The 18,675-nt window shown below is 61.2% G+C and carries 14 protein-coding genes; 4 read left to right on the forward strand and 10 right to left on the reverse strand.

The genetic code is table 11. From position 1 onward, the window contains the following. Window positions 1-309: 309 nt before the first annotated feature. The 10 genes from BW14_RS09965 to BW14_RS10010 form a co-directional block, all read right to left on the reverse strand. Complete coding sequence (locus BW14_RS09965; RefSeq protein ID WP_202962209.1) at window positions 310-1,158, reverse strand: ABC transporter ATP-binding protein; 849 nt, start codon at window positions 1,156-1,158, stop codon at window positions 310-312. A gap of 56 nt (window positions 1,159-1,214) precedes the next feature. After that, complete coding sequence (locus BW14_RS09970; RefSeq protein WP_219846509.1) at window positions 1,215-2,375, reverse strand: ABC transporter substrate-binding protein; 1,161 nt, start codon at window positions 2,373-2,375, stop codon at window positions 1,215-1,217. Window positions 2,376-2,420: 45 nt separating this feature from the next. Next, window positions 2,421-3,359, reverse strand: coding sequence for an ABC transporter permease (locus BW14_RS09975; RefSeq protein ID WP_081886463.1), 939 nt, complete (start codon window positions 3,357-3,359; stop codon window positions 2,421-2,423). A gap of 225 nt (window positions 3,360-3,584) precedes the next feature. Continuing rightward, window positions 3,585-4,715 (reverse strand): iron-containing alcohol dehydrogenase family protein, encoded by a 1,131-nt coding sequence (locus tag BW14_RS09980; RefSeq protein ID WP_044089184.1) that lies wholly within the window; start codon window positions 4,713-4,715, stop codon window positions 3,585-3,587. An 86-nt stretch (window positions 4,716-4,801) separates the two neighbouring features. Continuing rightward, on the reverse strand, window positions 4,802-6,163 hold the full coding sequence (locus tag BW14_RS09985; protein ID WP_140490467.1) for an aminotransferase class III-fold pyridoxal phosphate-dependent enzyme: 1,362 nt from the start codon (window positions 6,161-6,163) through the stop codon (window positions 4,802-4,804). Window positions 6,164-6,416: 253 nt separating this feature from the next. Further along, complete coding sequence (locus BW14_RS09990; RefSeq protein ID WP_044089186.1) at window positions 6,417-7,691, reverse strand: PucR family transcriptional regulator; 1,275 nt, start codon at window positions 7,689-7,691, stop codon at window positions 6,417-6,419. Window positions 7,692-7,728: 37 nt separating this feature from the next. Beyond that, entirely contained in the window at window positions 7,729-8,451 is a 723-nt protein-coding gene (locus BW14_RS09995) for a sulfite exporter TauE/SafE family protein (RefSeq protein WP_081886462.1), read from the reverse strand. Between the two features lie 79 nt (window positions 8,452-8,530). Next, window positions 8,531-11,281 (reverse strand): ATP-dependent DNA helicase RecG, encoded by a 2,751-nt coding sequence (locus BW14_RS10000; RefSeq protein ID WP_140490469.1) that lies wholly within the window; start codon window positions 11,279-11,281, stop codon window positions 8,531-8,533. A gap of 73 nt (window positions 11,282-11,354) precedes the next feature. Then, a complete protein-coding gene (rpmB, locus tag BW14_RS10005; protein WP_044089189.1) occupies window positions 11,355-11,549 on the reverse strand; it encodes a 50S ribosomal protein L28 in 195 nt (64 codons plus the stop codon). Window positions 11,550-11,712: 163 nt separating this feature from the next. Beyond that, complete coding sequence (locus BW14_RS10010) at window positions 11,713-13,206, reverse strand: PLP-dependent aminotransferase family protein (RefSeq protein ID WP_140490471.1); 1,494 nt, start codon at window positions 13,204-13,206, stop codon at window positions 11,713-11,715. Window positions 13,207-13,698: 492 nt separating this feature from the next. Here BW14_RS10010 and BW14_RS10015 point away from each other — a divergent pair, with 492 nt between their 5' ends. From BW14_RS10015 to BW14_RS10030, 4 genes are all read left to right on the forward strand, one after another. After that, entirely contained in the window at window positions 13,699-14,394 is a 696-nt protein-coding gene (locus tag BW14_RS10015) for a LysE/ArgO family amino acid transporter (protein WP_140490472.1), read from the forward strand. A gap of 197 nt (window positions 14,395-14,591) precedes the next feature. Beyond that, window positions 14,592-15,608, forward strand: a complete 1,017-nt coding sequence (locus BW14_RS10020) for a PfkB family carbohydrate kinase (protein ID WP_140490474.1) — start codon at window positions 14,592-14,594, stop codon at window positions 15,606-15,608. Between the two features lie 194 nt (window positions 15,609-15,802). Beyond that, window positions 15,803-17,098, forward strand: a complete 1,296-nt coding sequence (locus tag BW14_RS10025) for an MFS transporter (RefSeq protein WP_140490476.1) — start codon at window positions 15,803-15,805, stop codon at window positions 17,096-17,098. 55 nt (window positions 17,099-17,153) lie between these two features. Beyond that, on the forward strand, window positions 17,154-18,461 hold the full coding sequence (locus BW14_RS10030) for a glycosyltransferase family 1 protein (protein WP_140490478.1): 1,308 nt from the start codon (window positions 17,154-17,156) through the stop codon (window positions 18,459-18,461). Window positions 18,462-18,675 lie beyond the last annotated feature (214 nt).

Raw genomic sequence — 18,675 nt, forward strand, 5'->3', positions numbered from 1 at the left:
TGAAACAATGCCATGAAGACCAGCAATACCGGAGTAACGACAAGGCCAGCCGTCATCTGCAGGCAAAACAGGTACAGATATAAGTCATAGTTGCAGGTGAAACAGTGTCGTAAAGCACAGCTGCAGGTAAAACAGGTACGCGACCAGCATCAAAAAGGCCTCTTCATGTGCACTTTTTACCTGCATACCCAAATAACTAGTGCTGTTTTACCTGCACGCGGCTTTCGCGGCCTTCTCGGCCTTCTCGGCTTTTGACCCCCTCTCTCCATCTGCCACTGACTGCTCCTGGACGGCCTCCTGAACCACCGGCTACTCCTGATCGTCCTGCACATAGATGGCCTGGGTGATCTCCTCGCGCAGCTTGACGAATTCGGGCATGGCACGCACCTTCTCCATATTGTCCGGATCATCGGGGTCGCGCGGCAATGTGATTGGAATGTCCATCTTCACCGTGCCGGGGTGCGCGCTCATCACAATCACACGAGTAGCGAGGAAAATGGCCTCGTCCACGCTGTGAGTGATGAAGAACACCGTGCTGTGGCGTTCGCGCCATATACGAAGTAGCTCGTTCTGCAGCTTCTCGCGGGTCAGGGCGTCCAACGCGCCATAAGGCTCGTCCATCAGGATCACGTCTGGCTCGGTGGCGAGCACGCGCGCGATCTGCGCACGCTGCTGCATGCCGCCGGAGAGCTCGTATGGACGACGGTCGGCGGCGGAGGACAGTCCCACCAAATCGAGGAAATGGTCGGCGCGTTCCTTACGCTCCCCCACCGGTACGCCCTGCATCTTCATGCCGAACTCCACGTTCTTGCGCACGGTGAGCCACGGATAGAGCGGAGGCTTCTGGAACACCACGCCGCGTTTTGGACTCGGTCCGTCAATCGCCACGCCGCCGGAGACCAGTTCACCGTCCGACGGCTTCTCGAAGCCGGCCAACATATTGAGCAGCGTGGTTTTGCCGCAGCCCGAACGACCGACCACGCAGATGAAGTCATGCTTGTTGATTGTCAGGTTGATGTCATGCAAAGCGGTCACCTGATCGCCCTGCTGGGTGATGAACCGTTTGTTGACGCCACGGATGTCCACCGCCACGCCCTGATCGTCCATCGTCTTCTTTTCGGTAAGCTCACCCCAAGTGAGCGCGTCGTCCTTCGCCATGATAAGTCCTTTCTCGCTGCGCGAACCTCGGCTGAATACTGCACGGGTGCGGCTGATTACTGCTTGGCCACCTGATCGATGGCGTCGGTGTAGAGCACGTTGGAATAGTCGTCGCTCACCTTGTCCAGACTGCCTTGGGTTTTCAGGAATTCCGCGGTGTCCTTGAAGATGCCCGGCAGCTGTCCGTGGAAGATGTCGCTTTGGTCCTTGGCCTGCGGGTAGGTGTAGCCCTTGAACTGCTTCTTCACGTCGGCCACCGAGTTGCCGAGAATTGTGGAGATGGATTCCGCAGAATCCGCCTCTTTGCTGGAGATGAGTCCGACCGCGTAGTTCTCCACTGCGGTCCAGGTCTCCATGACCTTCGGGTTGGATTTGATGAACGCGTCCGTGGCGAGTTCCATATCGTAGGTTGCAGAACCGGTTACGGCGGTGGCGGCGCTGGAGGTCACGATGGTGCCACCATCCGCCTTCAAGGTGCTCAGGACCGGATCCCACACCCAAGCCGCGTCAATCTCGCCGCGGGTCCATGCGGCGGACATCTTATCCGGGTCAAGGTTGATGAGGTTCACGCTGGTCTCATTCATACCCGCGTTGTGCAGTGCGGAGAGCAGCGAGAAGTGCGATGTGGAGCCGAACGGCACGGCGATGTTCTTGCCGGCGAGGTCCTTGATGGACTTGTAGTCGCCGCCGCGTGCCACCAACGATTCCGCGTCGCCGATGATGTCATGGATCCAAACCACCTTCACCGGAAGGTTCAGCGGGGCGGATGCCGCGCGCACTGCCGGGGAAGAACCGGCCAGCCCGATGTCCAGCGAGTTCGAGCCGAACGCCTGGATTACATCTCCACCGGAGTTGAACTGGCTCCACTGGATGGTGGCGTTCGGCAGGCAGGCTTCAAGCAGCCCCTTGTCTTTGACAATCAGATCCGCGTTCGGAATGGCCTGCCATGCGATGCGGATGGTGCCGGTGAAGTCCTCGTTCTTGGCCGAGGGCACCGGACATTCGCTTACCGCCGCACCCGAGGTGTTGCCGACCAGTTCGTCGGCGGTCGGCATCTTACCGCAGCCGGCGAGACCGGCGAGCATTGAAGCGCTCACCGCCAGCGCTCCGACTCGGCGAACCATCCTGCGGCGTTTTGTTTCACGATATGTTTCACAACCGTTCTGCCGCTCGCCACCGTCCGACGCCATCAACTTGGCGACATTGTTCTTCAGCATCGTGATTCCTCTCCTCGATTGATTTGCCATACTGTCTCTTCGCCGTTATTCCTTGCCCACCCACGGTGTCACCAGATGGGTGATGCCGAGAATCAGCCAATCGAGCAGCAGCGCCGCGATGCCGATCACGAAGATGCAGGCGATGGTCAATGGCGTGTTGAGCTCGGTGCCGGAGAGATAGGCGAGCGCGCCGATGCCGGGGATACCGTTGTTCAGCTCAGCGGCCACCACGGTGGTCCACGCGAAGCCGACCGCCAGCCGGATGCCGTTCATGATGGACGGCAACGCGCTCGGGAAGACCACGAACAGGAATGCTTTGGGTCGCGATGCGCCGAGGGAGAGCGCGGAGTTCACGCGGTCACGGTTCACCCCGTTGATACCGTCGACGGTGGCGAGCACGATTGGCGGGAATGCAGCGAGGAACAACAGCCAGATCTTGGTGGTGTCGCCGATGCCGAACCAGACGATGAGCAGACCGATGTAGCCCAGCGGCGGCAGCGCACGAATGAAGTTGATGTATGGCAGGATGATGCGGTTGAGCCAGCCGATTTCCGCCAAGACGAAACCGACCAGTACGCCGACCACGATACCCAGGGCCATGCCGATGCCGATGCGCTCCAGCGAGACCACAAGATGCTGCCACAGGAAGTACTGCTGTTCACCGCAGACGATGCGCGAGGATCCGGCGGAGGCCGGTCGGCAGCTGTTCGCCTCGATGAAGGCGTCCCATACGGCTTTCGGCCCCGGCAGGTACAGCGAGTTGATGAGGCCGGCGGAAGTGACCGCCCACCATACGGCGATCAGCAGCACCAGCGAAATCAGCGGCTGAATCTTCTTCGACTTCATCCATGTAGGCAGGGGCTTGCGCTTGGCGGTGGCGGCACCCTCTACAATGGACACTCCGCTGATGGCGGTTCCCGCCACTACCGACGTGCCCGGCTCATTCTGGTTTCGGCTCGGAGTCGGTGTTGTTGCATCGCTCATAATCGTCTCCTCTGCTGGTCTTTCCCGATGTTTCCCTTGTTGTACCGGCGGCAATCGCGTGATCGATTACGTAGTTCTTACGACTTGCAAACGTTCTGTTTCCACATTATTACCGATTGCTCGAATAGTGGACTTGAATATGGAATACGATAGCGAGACCGAGGAAGGCGCCCGGTATGATGCCAAGCGCCCGGCATAACCATTCCCTGTCTCGGCTCGCTCCGGTCAGTCGGTGGCGGCCAGATGCTCGTACATGTCCCGGAGCATCTCGTCGGTGATCTCGACCGGATTGTTGTACAGGTTCGGATGGCGGCTGATGCGCACCAGATCGTCGATCTGCTCGGCGCTCAGGCCGAGGTCCTTGAGCCCGGTGCGCAGCCCCACCTTGGCCTTGAGCTCGTGAATGGCGTCGGCCATCGCACCCACATCCTCGAAGCCGATGGCCCGGGCGAACTCCTGCACACGGCCGTGCTGGGCGTCCGCGTTGATTCTGGCAAACCAGTCGAGCGTCAGACCGCAGGCCTCGCCGTGCGCAATGCCATGGATATTGGTCAGCGGGAAGGAGCAGGCGTGCGAGGACGTGGTCTTCGGCAGCGTGAACGCCAGCCCGGCGATCACTGACGCCTCGCACATCTTCTGACGGGCCTCCGCGTTGTCCGGTTCGGCCACGGCGATGGGCAGGTACTTGAACACGAGCGGCGCAGCGTGAATGGCGCAGGCGTCGCAGATCGGCTGATGCCCCTTGCTCCAATAGCCTTCGATTGCTTGGCTCAGCACGTCCATGCCGGTGGAGGCGGTGACGTGCGGCGGCACCGAATAGGTCAGTTCTGGGTCGATGATGGCCACTGAGGGGAAGAAGCCGTCCGAGACAATCGGCGCCTTCTTGCCCAGCGCGCGGTTGGTGAGAACGGATACGCAGGTGACTTCGGAGCCGGTGCCGGCTGTGGTGGGCACTGCGATGATCGGCAAATGCTCCTGAGGCATGGCCTTGCCAGTGCCGTGGTAGTCAGCAATGGAATCGTTCGTCAGGGCGATGCTGGCCGCCGATTTGGCGAGGTCCATCGCGCTGCCGCCGCCCATCGCCACCACGAATTTGAGGTTCTTCTCGCGGATCAGGGCCGCGGCCTTATCCACTTCGGTAACGTCCGGGTTGGGCGAGAATTCGGAGAAGATCTCGCTGATCGCGCCTTCGGAGTCCTTGACAATCCTCTCAGCGGTGCCGTTCTTGGCGAAGAGACGCTCGGAAACGAGCAGGCCCCCTTCCGTTAGACCCATTTCCGCCGCCACGTCCTTGATCTCACGGACGCGGCCGTTGCCGAAGCGTATGGCGACCGGCTGTTGATAATCCCAAAGCATTGTTGTCGTTCCTTTCTGTCCGTACGGCTCCCCGCCGTCGGCTTATGCCGACGGCTCTCCTCAACGAGGGGAGCCGCAGCAAGGACTCAGTCGCAGAAGTTCTCGTCGACCCAGGTCAGGACCTCATCCACCTTGGGCAGTTCGGCCTTGAGCTCTTCGGCGGTGATGGTCAGCGGCGGGCAGATGTTCACGTTGGTCTCACGGCCGAAGGTCAGGAAGCCCTTGTCCTTCAAGGCGCCCATGATCTTGCCCATCACCGGATTGGCGGTGTGGTACGGGCTCATCAGTTCGCGAGTCTCCTTGTTCTTGACGATGGTCATCGCGGAGAACAGGCCGATGGTGCGCGATTCGCCCACGCACTTGTGCTTGGCTGCCATTTCCTCGAGGAACGGCTTCAGGATGCCTTCCATCTCCTTGACGTGACCGGCTACGTCATGCTCGACGTAGTAGTTGACGGCGGCCACGCCGGCGGCGCAAGCCAGCGTGTGGCCGGAATAGGTCAGACCGCACTGCAGCACATGGTCGGTGAAGTAGTCGGAGATGGTCTTGGAGACCACCACGCCGCCCAGCGGCACATAACCACAGGTGACGCCCTTGGCGAAGGTGAAGATGTCGGGCTTGATGTCGAAGTTCTGCCAGGCGAACATCTTGCCGGTGCGGCACCATCCGGCCATGACCTCGTCGCAGATCATCAGGATGCCGTACTTGTCGCACAGGGCGCGCACACCCTCCATGTAGCCGTCCGGCGGCAGGATCACACCGTTGGCGCCGACGATGGATTCCATGATGATGGCGGCGATATCGTCCGGGTTCTCGTAGATGATCTGGTCTTCGAGGCGCTTGAGGTACACAGCGGTGACCTTGGCGTCATCCTTGCCGCGTTCGAAGCCGTCCTCGTACATGTTCGGGTTCATGAAGTGCACGAAGCTCGGGGCCGCGCCGCCGGCCTCGGTGGCGAAGCGACGCCAATCGCCGGAGGCGAAGGACGCGCCCAACGTCGAACCATGGTAGGAGCGGTAGCAGCTGAAGATCTTCTGGCGGCCGGTGACCATGCGGGCCATCTTGATGGCGTTCTCGTTGGAGTCGGCGCCGCCGTTGGTGAAGAACACACGCTGGTAGAAGTCGCTGCCGGCAAGGTCGACAATCATCTTGGCGAGCTTGGACTTCGGCTCGGAGGCGTAGGCAGGGGCCATGAAACACATCTTGTCGGCCTGGGCCTTGATGGCATCCACGATCTCGGGCAGTTCATGGCCGAGGTTGGAACACACCAGCAGCGACGACATGTCGGCGTACTTGTTGCCGTCGTAGTCGTAGACGTAGATGCCCTTGGCGGACTTGACCGGCATCACCGGCTCGCCCTGCTTGTGCCAGGACTGCATCACGTATTCGCGGTGCAGCTCGGCCACTTCTTCGCCGGTCAGTTCCTTGGTTGCCAGTGATTCGCTCATCGTCTCGTCCTTTCATGCGGGCTTACGCCAAACAGACGAAACAGAGATGTGCACGATACACAATCGAAACAACGGTTTCGCGATGTGCCGCATCACATGATTGCTATTTGCTGCTTGACGACTGCTTGGAATCCTTGTGGATTCCTTGATTGCTTTGCAGTCTACGAGCGAATGATTCATGGTTCCATATCGCAGAACCTAAAGATGATTGTGCTCCAGCACAATCATCTGCGATTGCATCCTGCACAGTTGACTAGCAGTCGAGGACCTCGCGTACCTGCAGCCCCACCGAGAGGAATTCGCGCGTGCGGAAGTCGGACAGGCTCACGCCCAGAATGTCTTCGATTTTGTTGAGTTTGTAGCTTACGGTGTTGCGATGCACGAACATGCTGGCGGCGGTCTCCTTGACCGAACCGGAGAACTGGAAATACACACGCAGCGTCTCGGTCAGATCAGTGCCGTTCACACGGTCGTATTCCACGAGCGGGCCGATGCTGTCGTGATAATAGTCCTCCAGGATCGCATGGTCCGAGACGGCAAGCAGCAGCTTGTCGATGCCGGAATTATCGTAGAGGGCAACCTCGCCCGCACGACCACGCAGATGCTGCAACCGCTCGAGTTTCAATGCCTGATTGTAGCTTTTGCCGATGCATCGGGCTGACTTGGTCACCTTGCCCACGCCGATGTATGTACGTTCGAGTGTCGTGCCCTGACTACGAATCGCGGCAATCATCTCGCGCACCATCATCTCGACCTGTTCGGCAGTATATCTGGCGAACACCAACACCAGCCGTCCTTCGATGTGCACCACAGCCACACGCCATTGATTGCGCGTAATCAACGATTCAATGTCACGACTGTACAAGGCTACACGCTCGGCGTCGTGATGTCCGTGGACGAGGTGGATTCCCGGTTCATTCCCGGCGACGGATGCAGTCGCCGCCCCCACCGCCGAGGTGCCGTCATCCATCGGCTCAGCCGGCATCATCATTGCAGTATCGGCGCACGCGCTGAACACGGTCACGCAATAGTTCCAGTCCTTGGCAAAACCGGATTGTTCCAGATATTCGAGATACATCTCCTCGCGATCGGGATGGAAGATGGCGTTCTCCAGCGCCGCGGCCAACTCCATGCTGTGCTTCTCGCTCATCGTGATGGCTAAACTGAAGCTGTGCATGATCTGTGCCATGTGCACGCTCCATGGCACTTTGAATAGCGGAAAGTCATGCTCGTCGCAGAACCGTATGGTTTCCGGGCTGATCTGATGGATGAACGGGCCGATGTTCACCACCACACCTGTGGCTCCAGAGGCGTAGGCGCTTTTGACCAACGGATACAGGTCCTCCTGTGTCTCCAGACCGATACCGGTGGTAAACGCAATCTCCTGACCTTCGAGGAAGCCGGCGATCTCCTCGTTTTCGACCATATGCACCCATCGCACCGGCCGGTCAAGCCCACCTCGGCCCGCCACCAGCACCATGTTCTGGTCGGCGGTCTGCTCCACCAATTCCTTCAAACGAACGGTCATTCGCCTGCTCCTTGTCCTTGCCTATGGTGCAATCGACCTACAGCACGATCGATGCGCCGGAAACCACCAGCAGCACATAAGTGAGTTTCAGGAACGCCTGTTGGCTCACATGCTTCTGGAGGCGGTTGCCGAAGACGATCGCCACGACCAACGGCGGAATCGACACCGCCGTAAGCACCAGTGCATGCGGAGTCAGTACGCCGGCAACCCCCTGCTGCACGGCCAGCACCGAATTGAGCGCCACCCAGACGCAAGCCATGGTGGCACGGAATTCGTCTTTGTCCTTGAGCCTCACCGCAGCGTAGATGACCAGCAACGCACCACCAGAGATGAACATGCCATGGATTACACCTGCCAGCAGTACGATGATGACGAGCAACCAGTGCGGCGGCTCGCCATGCGACGGCCATATCAGATTCTTCAACGCGATTACGATGATGAACACGCCGTAGGCCTTCTGCAGGGGCGTCAGCGGCAGCACCGCATACAACCCCACGCCAGCAGCCATGCCGATGGCCATCAGTCCCACCATCTCGCCAAGAATGCGCCACCGAATATGCGCACGATGCTGCACGCCCAGCCACAGGCATGCCAGCAGCGTGGTCAGATTCAACACCACTTTGGCGGTATCGGTTCCAAGCAGCAGCATCGAGAACGGCATCGCGAGCACAGTGCCCGCGAATCCGGTGATCGCCTGAATCACGTTCGCCGCGAACAGCACGACCAGAAACAGCACATCGCGCATGTTCTCGCCCATCATCTCTCCTTGCAGCAGTAGCCTTGCCGGACCGACAATGGACACACCGTAGCGAGCCTGCGTAAACTGGCGCGTTACGGTCTCAGCTGGAGGTCAGGAAGGTCTCGTTGCCGCGAGTGAAATCGAGTACGGCACCGGCGAGCTGCACGTCGTCCGTCAGCTCCGGATCGGCGGCGAGGATCCGTTCCGCGCGCGAGCGGGCGTCGGCGATCATGTCGGCGTCCTTGACTACGCGCAGCAGTTTGAGGCTCGACTTGCCGCCGGACTGCGCGTCGCCCAGCACATCGCCGGCACCGCGGAACTCCAGATCGGCCTGCGCGATCTCGGCACCATCCAAAGAATGATGGATGACTTCCAGCCGTTGCTCGGCGATCGACCCCGGTTCAGCTCGCGAAACCAGGAACGCCCAAGAATTCGTGCCGCCTCGGCCCACGCGTCCGCGCAACTGATGCAGCTGGGACAGGCCATACCGGTCGGCGTCGAAAATCACGATGCAACTGGCCTGCTTCACATCCACTCCGACTTCGATCACCGTGGTGGACACCAGCACCGGCGTCGCCCCGGCCGCGAAATCAGCCATGACCTGGGTCTTGACATCATCCTTGTCCCGTCCGGTCAGCGTGGCGAACCTGACGCCGTCGAATTGCGGCAGTTTCTGCAGCCGTCCTGCGATCTCCTCCACCGAATGCAGCGGCGGGCGGGCGACGGTCTCCCCGTTCTCGTCGTAGGTCTCGTACGGATCGTCGATGCCGACCGATCCGGCCTTCCGGGACCCGCCGCGTCCACGGGAGGCCGAGCGGCGACCGTTGTCTTCGGCCGCCCTGTTGCGTTCGGCGGACGCTTCACCGGACTCGTCGTCCGCGTCGATGCGGGGGCAGACGATATATGCGCGCTCCCCCGCGTCGATACGCTGGCGGATGTGCTGGAACATACGGACCATCGTGGGGACGTCCGACTCGTTGACCACCACCGTGCGAATCGGCTTGCGACCGCCCGGCAGCTCGGTAAGCCATGAGATGTCCAAATCACCGAACCATGTCATGGCGGCGGTGCGCGGAATCGGCGTCGCGGTCATGACCAGCAGATGCGGCGTGGTGCCGTCATCGGTTTTGGCATTCAGGCTTTCGCGCTGCTCCACGCCGAAACGATGCTGCTCGTCGATCACCACCAACGCCAGACGCGGGGCCTGGAACGTCTTGGAAAAGGCGGCATGCGTGGCCACGATGATACCGGGCGCACCACTCGCCGCCGCTGCCAGCGCCTTACGGCGGGCGGCCAGTTTCATGCCTCCGGTCAGCAGTGTGACGGGGATTGCTGTGCTCGCGGAGGAAACGGACGCCGCGTGCGCCGTAGTATCCGACTTGATATTCGATACGGTATCCGACTCGCCGCTCGAATCACTGCACACATTGGTTTCGTCCACTCGCGCCAGCATCGTGACGATCGTCTCATAATGCTGTTCGGCGAGCACCTGGGTGGGAGCCACAAGCACCGTCTGATAGCCGGCGCCGACTGCTTGCAGCATGGCCGCGAGCGCCACCACGGTTTTGCCGGACCCCACCTCGCCCTGCAGCAGTCGCTGCATCGGGCAGTCACCGGAAAGATCGGCGGCGATGTCATCGATGACCTGGCGCTGACCGGCCGTGAGCGAGAACGGCAATGATGCGATGAACCGGTCGCGCAGATTGCCCTGAGATCCGTCATGCGACGCGTTCCGGGACGTGTCTTGCTGTGCGGTGGCGCCGGCAGAGGTGGCACCGGTCGAACTGGCATCGGCCGGGGCGGCATCAGTCGAACCGGCATCGAGCTTGCAGGCATGCGCGTTCGACCGGTGCGCATGCTGGCGCGCCTTGAGCAACGAGATCTGCGAGACGAAGGCCTCTTCGTAACGCAGGGTCTCAATGGCGTTGTTGAACCGCGAGCGGGAATCGGGATCATGAATGGCCAGGAACGCCTCGGCCCGGTGCAGCAACCCCCGAGCCGAGCGCACCTGCTCGGGCAGGATGTCGGGAATGGCGTAGGACAACCTGTCATCCACTGGTAGATTCCCGGCAGACGAATCGACCGGGGAGACTTCCCCCTCACCTGACTGGACGGCGATGCTTTCCGTACTGGGCGGTACCAATGCCGCAGCAGCCGCAACAGAGGTGCCAGCCGCCCCACCGGGTTGGGTGGAGGTGCGCGCGCCCATCATCCACAGGAGGTTCAGTATCGTCTCATGGATGTGTTCGGAGGAAATGCGCGAATTGGCATGGTAGACCGGGCGCGGACGGGTGACGCGCAGTATGGCGTCGTCCAAGGAATCGGCATCGTACTTCAGCGACGATGGCACCGGCGACCCCGCAGCCGCGCCTCCCGATATGCCGGTCCCATTGACAACCGGCGAAGGCGGAGCAATTGTCATGAAATCCGGATGCGTGAACTGGAGCTGGCCCATGTACTCACTGGGCATACCGGACACCACCAGCGTCGGGCTGGATTTCAGCCGCATGCTCACCCAGTCGATGTAGTTCTTCCTCCCGCCGAAGAACGTGAGCTGCGCTGTGCCGCCAGGCATATTGCGGGCTCTGGCGAAATCCGCGTCATCAACCGTGGCGATGACGCGGAACGTACGGCCCGGCACCACGCGAACATCGCGCACCGAGGCGACGAACGCCATCTGCTGGCCAAGCTGCGCTTCGCGGATGGTGCTCAGGCGCACCGGATCAGCGACGCGGAAGGGATAATAAGTGAGAGCGTCGCCCACAGTGGTGACACCCAGTGACTTGAGCGCGGACACACGGCGCTTGTTGGCGACCAGCGATGCCAATGCAGTGTCCAAAGTAATGCCCATAGCTGCTTATTCTATAAAAACAAAACCCGCCGAGCCGAAGCTCAAGCGGGTTTTGCAGACGTCAATACCTGATTCACGCGACCACGCGCTGAACCTTGCCGGCCTTGAGGCACTTGCCGCACACGCGCAGGCGAGTGTTCTCGCCGTCGATGGTGGTGCGCACAGACTGGAGGTTCGGGCGGAAGGTACGCTTGGTACGACGATGCGAATGAGATACGGTGTAACCGGTCTGCGGACCCTTACCGCACACTGCGCAACGAGCTGCCATGATGGACTCCCTTTAAACCTTGATGTTTCAAGTCTTTTCCGTGTCCAACCGGCGGTGTTACCCGACATGCCGAACACACAACTTCACAAATATACAGCTCAATACCGACAATCGCAACTCATGCGCGTATCATGCCGCGCCTGTCACCCCACCCCATACGCCGTCACAGCAATGACGCCACCACACCGGCGGCATGGGCGAACTCCTCGGGCGTGGTGTATGCATAGCTCAGGCGCAGTGCGTTGTCGCCCGCAAAGTCATAGATGTCGCCGGGATTGAGCAGCACACCATGATCGAGCGCCCGCTGGAACAGCCTCGTCATGCGAACGGGCTCGTCGAAGGACAGCCAGATGTAGAAGCCCCCGACTGGCACATTCCAATGGGCGCGGCCGGCGAAGAGCCTGTCCAGCGTTTCCAGGGCCGCATCACGACGCTGACGCAGCGCCACGCGCAACGTCTCCAGATACTCGGCGTACATCCCCGATGTGAGGAATCGCGCGAACACCCACTGGTTCAGGGTGCCGGCACCGTAATCCATCTGCATCTTGACGTCGGCGAGCCGGTGCACGATGCGCTCGTCGGCCACGATCCACCCGATGCGCAGGCCCGGCGCCAGCGCCTTCGACGCGCTGCCCACGGTGATCACCATACCCGTCTCATCGCATGCCTTCAGCGATGGTGGCACATTGTCGTCGAACACCAGATCCTGATACGCGCAGTCCTCGATGACCGGCAGCCGGTCCGCCACACATGCGTCGACCAGCGCCCGCCGCCTCTCCAGAGGCATGGTGACGCCCGTGGGATTGTGGTTGGTGGGTATGGTATACAGCACCGCGCCGCCACCGGAGTCGGAAGACCGGGCGGGGGACGCAAGGCCGGACGCGCCCACCGAACGCAGCACCTCGGGCAGCGACGACACGTCCAGCCCCTGTTCGTCCATCGGCACCCCGGCGAGCCTCATGCCCGCCGACTGGAACACCTGCAGGGATTTGATGTAGCTCGGCGCCTCGGCCAGCACCGTTGAGCCGGACGACAACAGGCTCACCGAAATCATCTGCAACCCCTGCAACGCCCCGGACGAGATGAGCACCTGTTCAGGGCGGCAGTCGATGCCCCACTCGTGCATGCGCCCGGCTATAGCTTCGCGCAATACGTCCAGCCCCTCGGGCGGCGGATAGCCGAGCGCATCGATCTCCTCGGCGGCCTCATGCGCCACACGCCGCCACATATCCCGCGGGAACAGTCGCGGGTCGAGTTCACCCGTGCCCAATCTCGTCTTCGTGGGATCGAATTCAAAGCGATTGATGGCCTGAATCGTATCGTTGTTCGCCTTGAAGAAGCCGGAAGAGACATAATCCGCCCAGTCAGGCGCGCCGGAGAGCATCAGCGACCAGGTGTTGCTGACGATGCGCGTGCCTGCGCCATGCCGTCCCTCGACGACGCCATAGTCGGCGAGCTCCTCGATAGCCGCGATGACGGTGGATCGATTCACCCCGAAGGCCTCCGACAGTGCACGCTGGCTGGGCAGACGTGCGCCGATGGGCCATGCGCCGGAGGCGATGCGACCGCACATGAAATCGACGATCTGCCCGGTGACTGGGCGATCGGCAGACCGATCCGGCTTCCAATCGATGTGCAGTGGTGCGATGCGCGCCATACGGCACCTCCTCTATCTCAGCCCATCTCGGCTCGGCGATGGCTCCCGCCCACATATGCCCCGCCAGTGGCCCGTTTCACTGAATACACGTGTATTTCAGATTCTTGTCTCTCCCCCAGTCAGCTTCGCCGCCAGCCCGTCATCAGAGGGGGCCAATACCGCTTAGACGATCACGAGACAAACCACTAGCGCGCCGGCCGATGCAATACTCTGGCCAACAGCGCACATTTGGTTGGGTAGTGATATCCGCTCTTGGCTGGTTGCCAACAGTACACGATTATCTAACATAAGACGACAGCACTGCAATTCTAGGAAATGATAGTGCGTCACCCTCGGCACCCACGGTGAATCCAATGCAGTTTGGCTGGTACTGATATACATGTGTCACCCAACCAAACCGTCGGCAATGCACAGGGGCACAAGGGCCAAACGGCGCACGCAGGAATGCGCAACGCGCGCACCACACAGGTGACAGCAGAAAGGAAGCAGGCAATGGGTCTGTACCTTCAGGGATTGACGATGGGATTCGCCTACATCGCACCGATCGGCATGCAGAACCTGTTCGTCATCAACTCAGCACTGACCCGCACCCGACGCAACGCCCTCATCACCGCGCTCATCGTGGTCTTCTTCGATGTGGCACTGTCGCTGTCCTGTTTCTTCGGCATCGGGGCGCTGATGCAATCGCACCCCTGGCTGGAGCATATCGTGCTCGGGCTGGGCGGACTGGCGGTAATCCGGATAGGACTGGGATTGGCGCTGCCCCGCAAGGGCCAGTCCCCCGCCAATCAATCCGAGTCGGCACCGCATATGGCAGCCGGCGGCAGCGAAACTCAATCCAGCGCCGTCACCACACGGATTCCCAATCGGCATCTCGGCGCCCGCGGACTGCTCCGCACCATCGGCACCGCATGCGCCGTCACCTGGTTCAACCCGCAGGCCATCATCGACGGCACCTTGATGCTCGGAGCGTTCGCGGCCACCCTCAACGCACAGCAGACCACACCATTCATCACAGGCGTCGAAACCGCCTCCGTGCTGTGGTTCTTCGGCGTGACGCTTCTCGTCAATACGTTCGCCCACAAGTTCAGCCCGAAGATCCTCACCCTGCTCAACCGTGCATGCGGCTGGGTCATCACGCTGTACGGGGTCAAACTGCTCATCGATTTCACGCTTGCCGTGCTGTGAGCCTTGTCCGTCACCCCGACCCATGACCCCGATACGCCACTGAAATACCCCTGATGCACCGCTGTTTCTCAGGTCTTATCCAATAACGAACGGCGGTTTGTCCATTCCGATTCCGATGTGCTCCCATATAATTTCCTTAGGAGACGTCGGGAGCGAAGAAGCCCTGAGTGTTTCCATGCGCGACAAAGGAGGCTGTCATGTTGGATTTGAGACGAGGAATCGGCACGCACCGGCCGAGTGTGATCTCCCTGGGGCAGATCTGGGTTGACATCATGATGAATGTGGACGAAGTGCCGGCACAGGGCGGCTTCGCCGTGGCCGACCACCCCAAGCCGTCGATCGGCGGCAGCTACCGTGTGCTCGAAGCAGTCAGCCGCATGGGGGTACAGGCCGAGCATGCCGGCATCCTCGGCAACGGCCTGTGGGCCAACTTCATCCGGCAGTCATTCCAGGACAACGGCATCACCCACATCGGCCAGGATCGGCTGGACGAAGATTCCGGATTCCGCGTGGTACTCAACTCGGGAGCGCCCCAGAAGACCTTCATCGCCTCCTATGGCGCCGAGGCACACGGCGGCACCGACACCTTCTCGATGCTTGAGCCACAGGAGCATGATGTCGTCCACATCAGCGGCAATACGCTGATGGACCACACGGCGACCGGCGTGGACGGCTTCCTGCTCAAGGCAGGCACCGACCCGGCCACACGCGACTATGCGCTGGTCATCAACCCGACCAACACGTTGCGTCTGGTCAACGACCATATGCTTGAGGATCTGGTGCTTGCGCGCCCCATCTGGTCCTGCAACCGCCAGGAAGCCATGACATTGGCCGAACGCCTGGGCGCCCCGATCGACGACAGTAAAGTCACCATCGGCGGCGGACTGGACGACTTCATGCATCAGCTCTGCGATGGGCTCGGCGCGACACTGCGTGCGCCGCTGGTGGTACGCGTCGGTTCGCTGGGGGCATGGGTGCGCATGCCCGGCGGCGACACCACGCATATTCCCGGATTCCCGACCAAGGCCGTACACACCCGCTCGGCAGGTGGATGCCACACGGGCGTGATGTGCGCGATGCTGGCCAGAGGGCACGGGCTTCCCGAATCGGTGAACATCGCCAACGCCGCAACGTCCATCGCCATCTCCCGCAGCGTGAACGGCATCCCGCAGTGCCCCGAATATGATGAGGCCATGACGCTACTCAAGAAGTAGCGACGCCCGCCGCACCTCCCCAACACCCTTCAGCGAATGCCGGACACGGAGTCCGCGTCGGACACACCCCAGCGGTGAAGCCTGACGCAGACTCCGGCATGTTTGTTCACATTCCGTTCAACTTAAACGGCACTCGGCGTATATGCATCGCTTCTACGATTGATTCAGTTGTGTAAATTCCAAGGAGCGTAAGCATGAGCGCAGCCAGCACCACGTCATCGCCGGCAACCGGCAAACTGTCCGCCCGCGAGAAGAAGTGGATCGTCTACGATGTCGGCAATTCCGCATTCGTGTTGCTGTCCACCGCCGTGATTCCGATTTACGCGAAATCGCTGATGCCCGCGGACGGCAACATCGTGTCCGCCTGGGGATACGCGCAGACCATCGCCTCGCTGGTCATCGCGCTCCTGATGCCACTGCTCGGCTCCATCGCCGACGTGCAGGGCATGAAGATCAAGTTCTTCCTCGGATTCTTCGGCACCGGCGTGGTGATGTGCTGCGCGATGGCGCTGCCGCTGACATGGCTGCCGTTCCTCATCGTCTATGTACTGGCCACCATAGGCCTGAACGGCTCGCTGACCTTCTATGATTCGATGCTCATCGACACCACCACCAACGACCGTATGGACAAGGTGTCCTCGCACGGCTATGGCTGGGGGTATGTCGGCTCCACCATCCCGTTCATCGTGTGCATCGCGCTGATCTTCGGCGGCCCCGCCGTGTTCGGCTGGTCGACCGTGGCCTGCACGCGAGCCTCGTTCATCATCACGGCCATATGGTGGGTGGCGTTCACGATCCCGCTGATCACGAGCTACCGCCAGGAGCACTTCCGCGCCACCCGCGAACACACAGCTGAAGCAATCCGCGGCACCTTCACCGAGCTGGGATCGACGTTCGGCAAAATCGTGAAGAACAAGCCGCTCTGGATGTTCATGGTCGCCTTCTTCTTCTACATCGATGCCGTGAACACCGTGATTTCAATGAGCACCTCGTACGGCACGCAGCTGGGCATCGACTCGACCCAGCTGGTGGTGGCCCTGCTGGTCACGCAGTTCGTGGCCTTCCCCTGCGCTATCCTGTACGGCCGTCTGGCCGGCCGTTTCGGCTGCAAGCCGATGATCACCGTGGCCGTCATCGCCTATATGGGCATCGTGTTCTTCGCCACGTTCTTCCTGAAGGCCGCGCTTGAATTCTGGATTCTCGCGATTCTGGTGGGCATGTTCCAAGGCGGTATCCAGGCGCTGTCCCGTTCGTACTACGGCAAGATCATTCCGAAGGACCACGCCAACGAGTACTACGGCTTCTACGATATCTTCGGCAAGACCGCCTCGATCCTGGGCACCTTCCTCGTGGCCACCACCACGTCGCTGACCGGCAACGCCTCGATCGGCGTGCTGTCCATCGCCATCCTGCTGGTCGTGGCCCTCGTGTTCCTGACCCTGCAGAAGGATCCGACCAAGGTCACGGCATCGTCGGCAGCGACGGCCTGACCGTCATCATCAACCATCCACAGCACATACTTCAGAATCGACAGGCGTATCCATCGTGAACGATGCAGCGAAGCAACAATCGGATGATTCATCCATCCCGGGCAATCAGAGCGAGGGCACATCATCAGGCTTCCAACGGCGCAAGCTCAATGTGCTGATCGTCAGTGAATCGTCATTGGAGCAGACCAACGGCGTTTCCGGCAGCGTCAAGCATATTCTCGACCGGTTTGCCGAACAAGGGTTCTCCGCCCGCGTGATCGCGCCTCAGCCAGCGCCGGAAAGCGGGGAATACGCCGGCTTCCCTGTGGACGCGGTGCCGACCGTGCCGATTCAGAAGTTCAATGTGGCCATTTCGCCGAAAACCCCGATCATCCAATCCATCGAGGACGCCCCCAAGCCGGACATCATTCACGTGGCGGCACCGATCTCCAAGCTGGGCCATGCGGCGCTCATCGCCGGTGAGGAGCTCGGTGTGCCCACCGTGGCCATCTACCAGACCGACGTGGCGCAGTACGCACGCCGATTCGCCCGTCAGGCGGTGGACGGTGTGACGGACGGCATAGCGCCGCACCACACCGGATGGCTGCGCAAAGTGAGCAAGGCAGCCGGCGAGAAGGCCGAGGACATCGTGGCCAAACGCATCGCACAGATGCACAACATGGCCACGCTCACCCTCGCACCCACCGACCAAGCGCAGCAGAGGCTGGAATCGTTCGGCGTGGACCCCTCACTGATCCGCCTATGGGGCCGTGGCGTGGATTCCGATTTGTTCACCCCCACGCGCGCTGCGGGTGGTCATGCCGCCGAACTGCATCGCGCATGGAGCCATGACGGCACCATGCCGGTGGTCGGTTACGTGGGGCGGCTCGCCCCCGAAAAGCAGGTGGAACAGCTTGCGGCACTGGCCGACCTGAATATCCAACTGGTCGTGGTCGGCGGCGGTCCGATGGAGGAAATACTGCATGAGCAGCTGCCTCATGCAGTTTTCACCGGCATGCTTCATGGCGACGACCTCGCCGACGCCTATGCCGCATTGGACATCTTCGTGCACACCGGCAATGAGGAGACGTTCGGACAGACCATTCAGGAGGCCATGGCATCCGGGCTGCCGGTCATCGCCCCAGCCAGCGGCGGACCGATTGACCTGATCGACACCAATGTGACCGGATTGCTGTACCGTCCCAATGACGAGGACGATCTGCGCGAATGCGTAACGCGGCTCGTCGAGGACGAGCCGTTGCGTCGGCTCATGGGCACCAACGGACTCGCCGCCGTGCAGGGGCGCACCTGGCCGAACATGGTCGACCGGCTTATCGACTACTATCGTCTGGCCATCGAGCTGAATCTCGCCCACCGCGCCTAGTGGTCTTCCGCCAGAACTGCGCTGACGTATTCACTACCCCTCAGTCCCGCTTCGCGGGCCAGCTCCCCTGACAAGGGGAGCCAACAAATAGTATCGAACTGCCGGCGCAGGCAACTAGCGGTCTGCGCCATATGCCGACTCACGGCTTATGGCTGCGCTGCGCACGCGTATACTGTTCTGGGCGCGGCGGGGCGTCTTCTTTGCCGATTCATCC

Origin of the sequence: Bifidobacterium sp. UTBIF-68 (assembly GCF_006408855.1) — a bacterium.
Classification (GTDB): Bacteria; Actinomycetota; Actinomycetes; order Actinomycetales; family Bifidobacteriaceae; genus Bifidobacterium; species Bifidobacterium reuteri.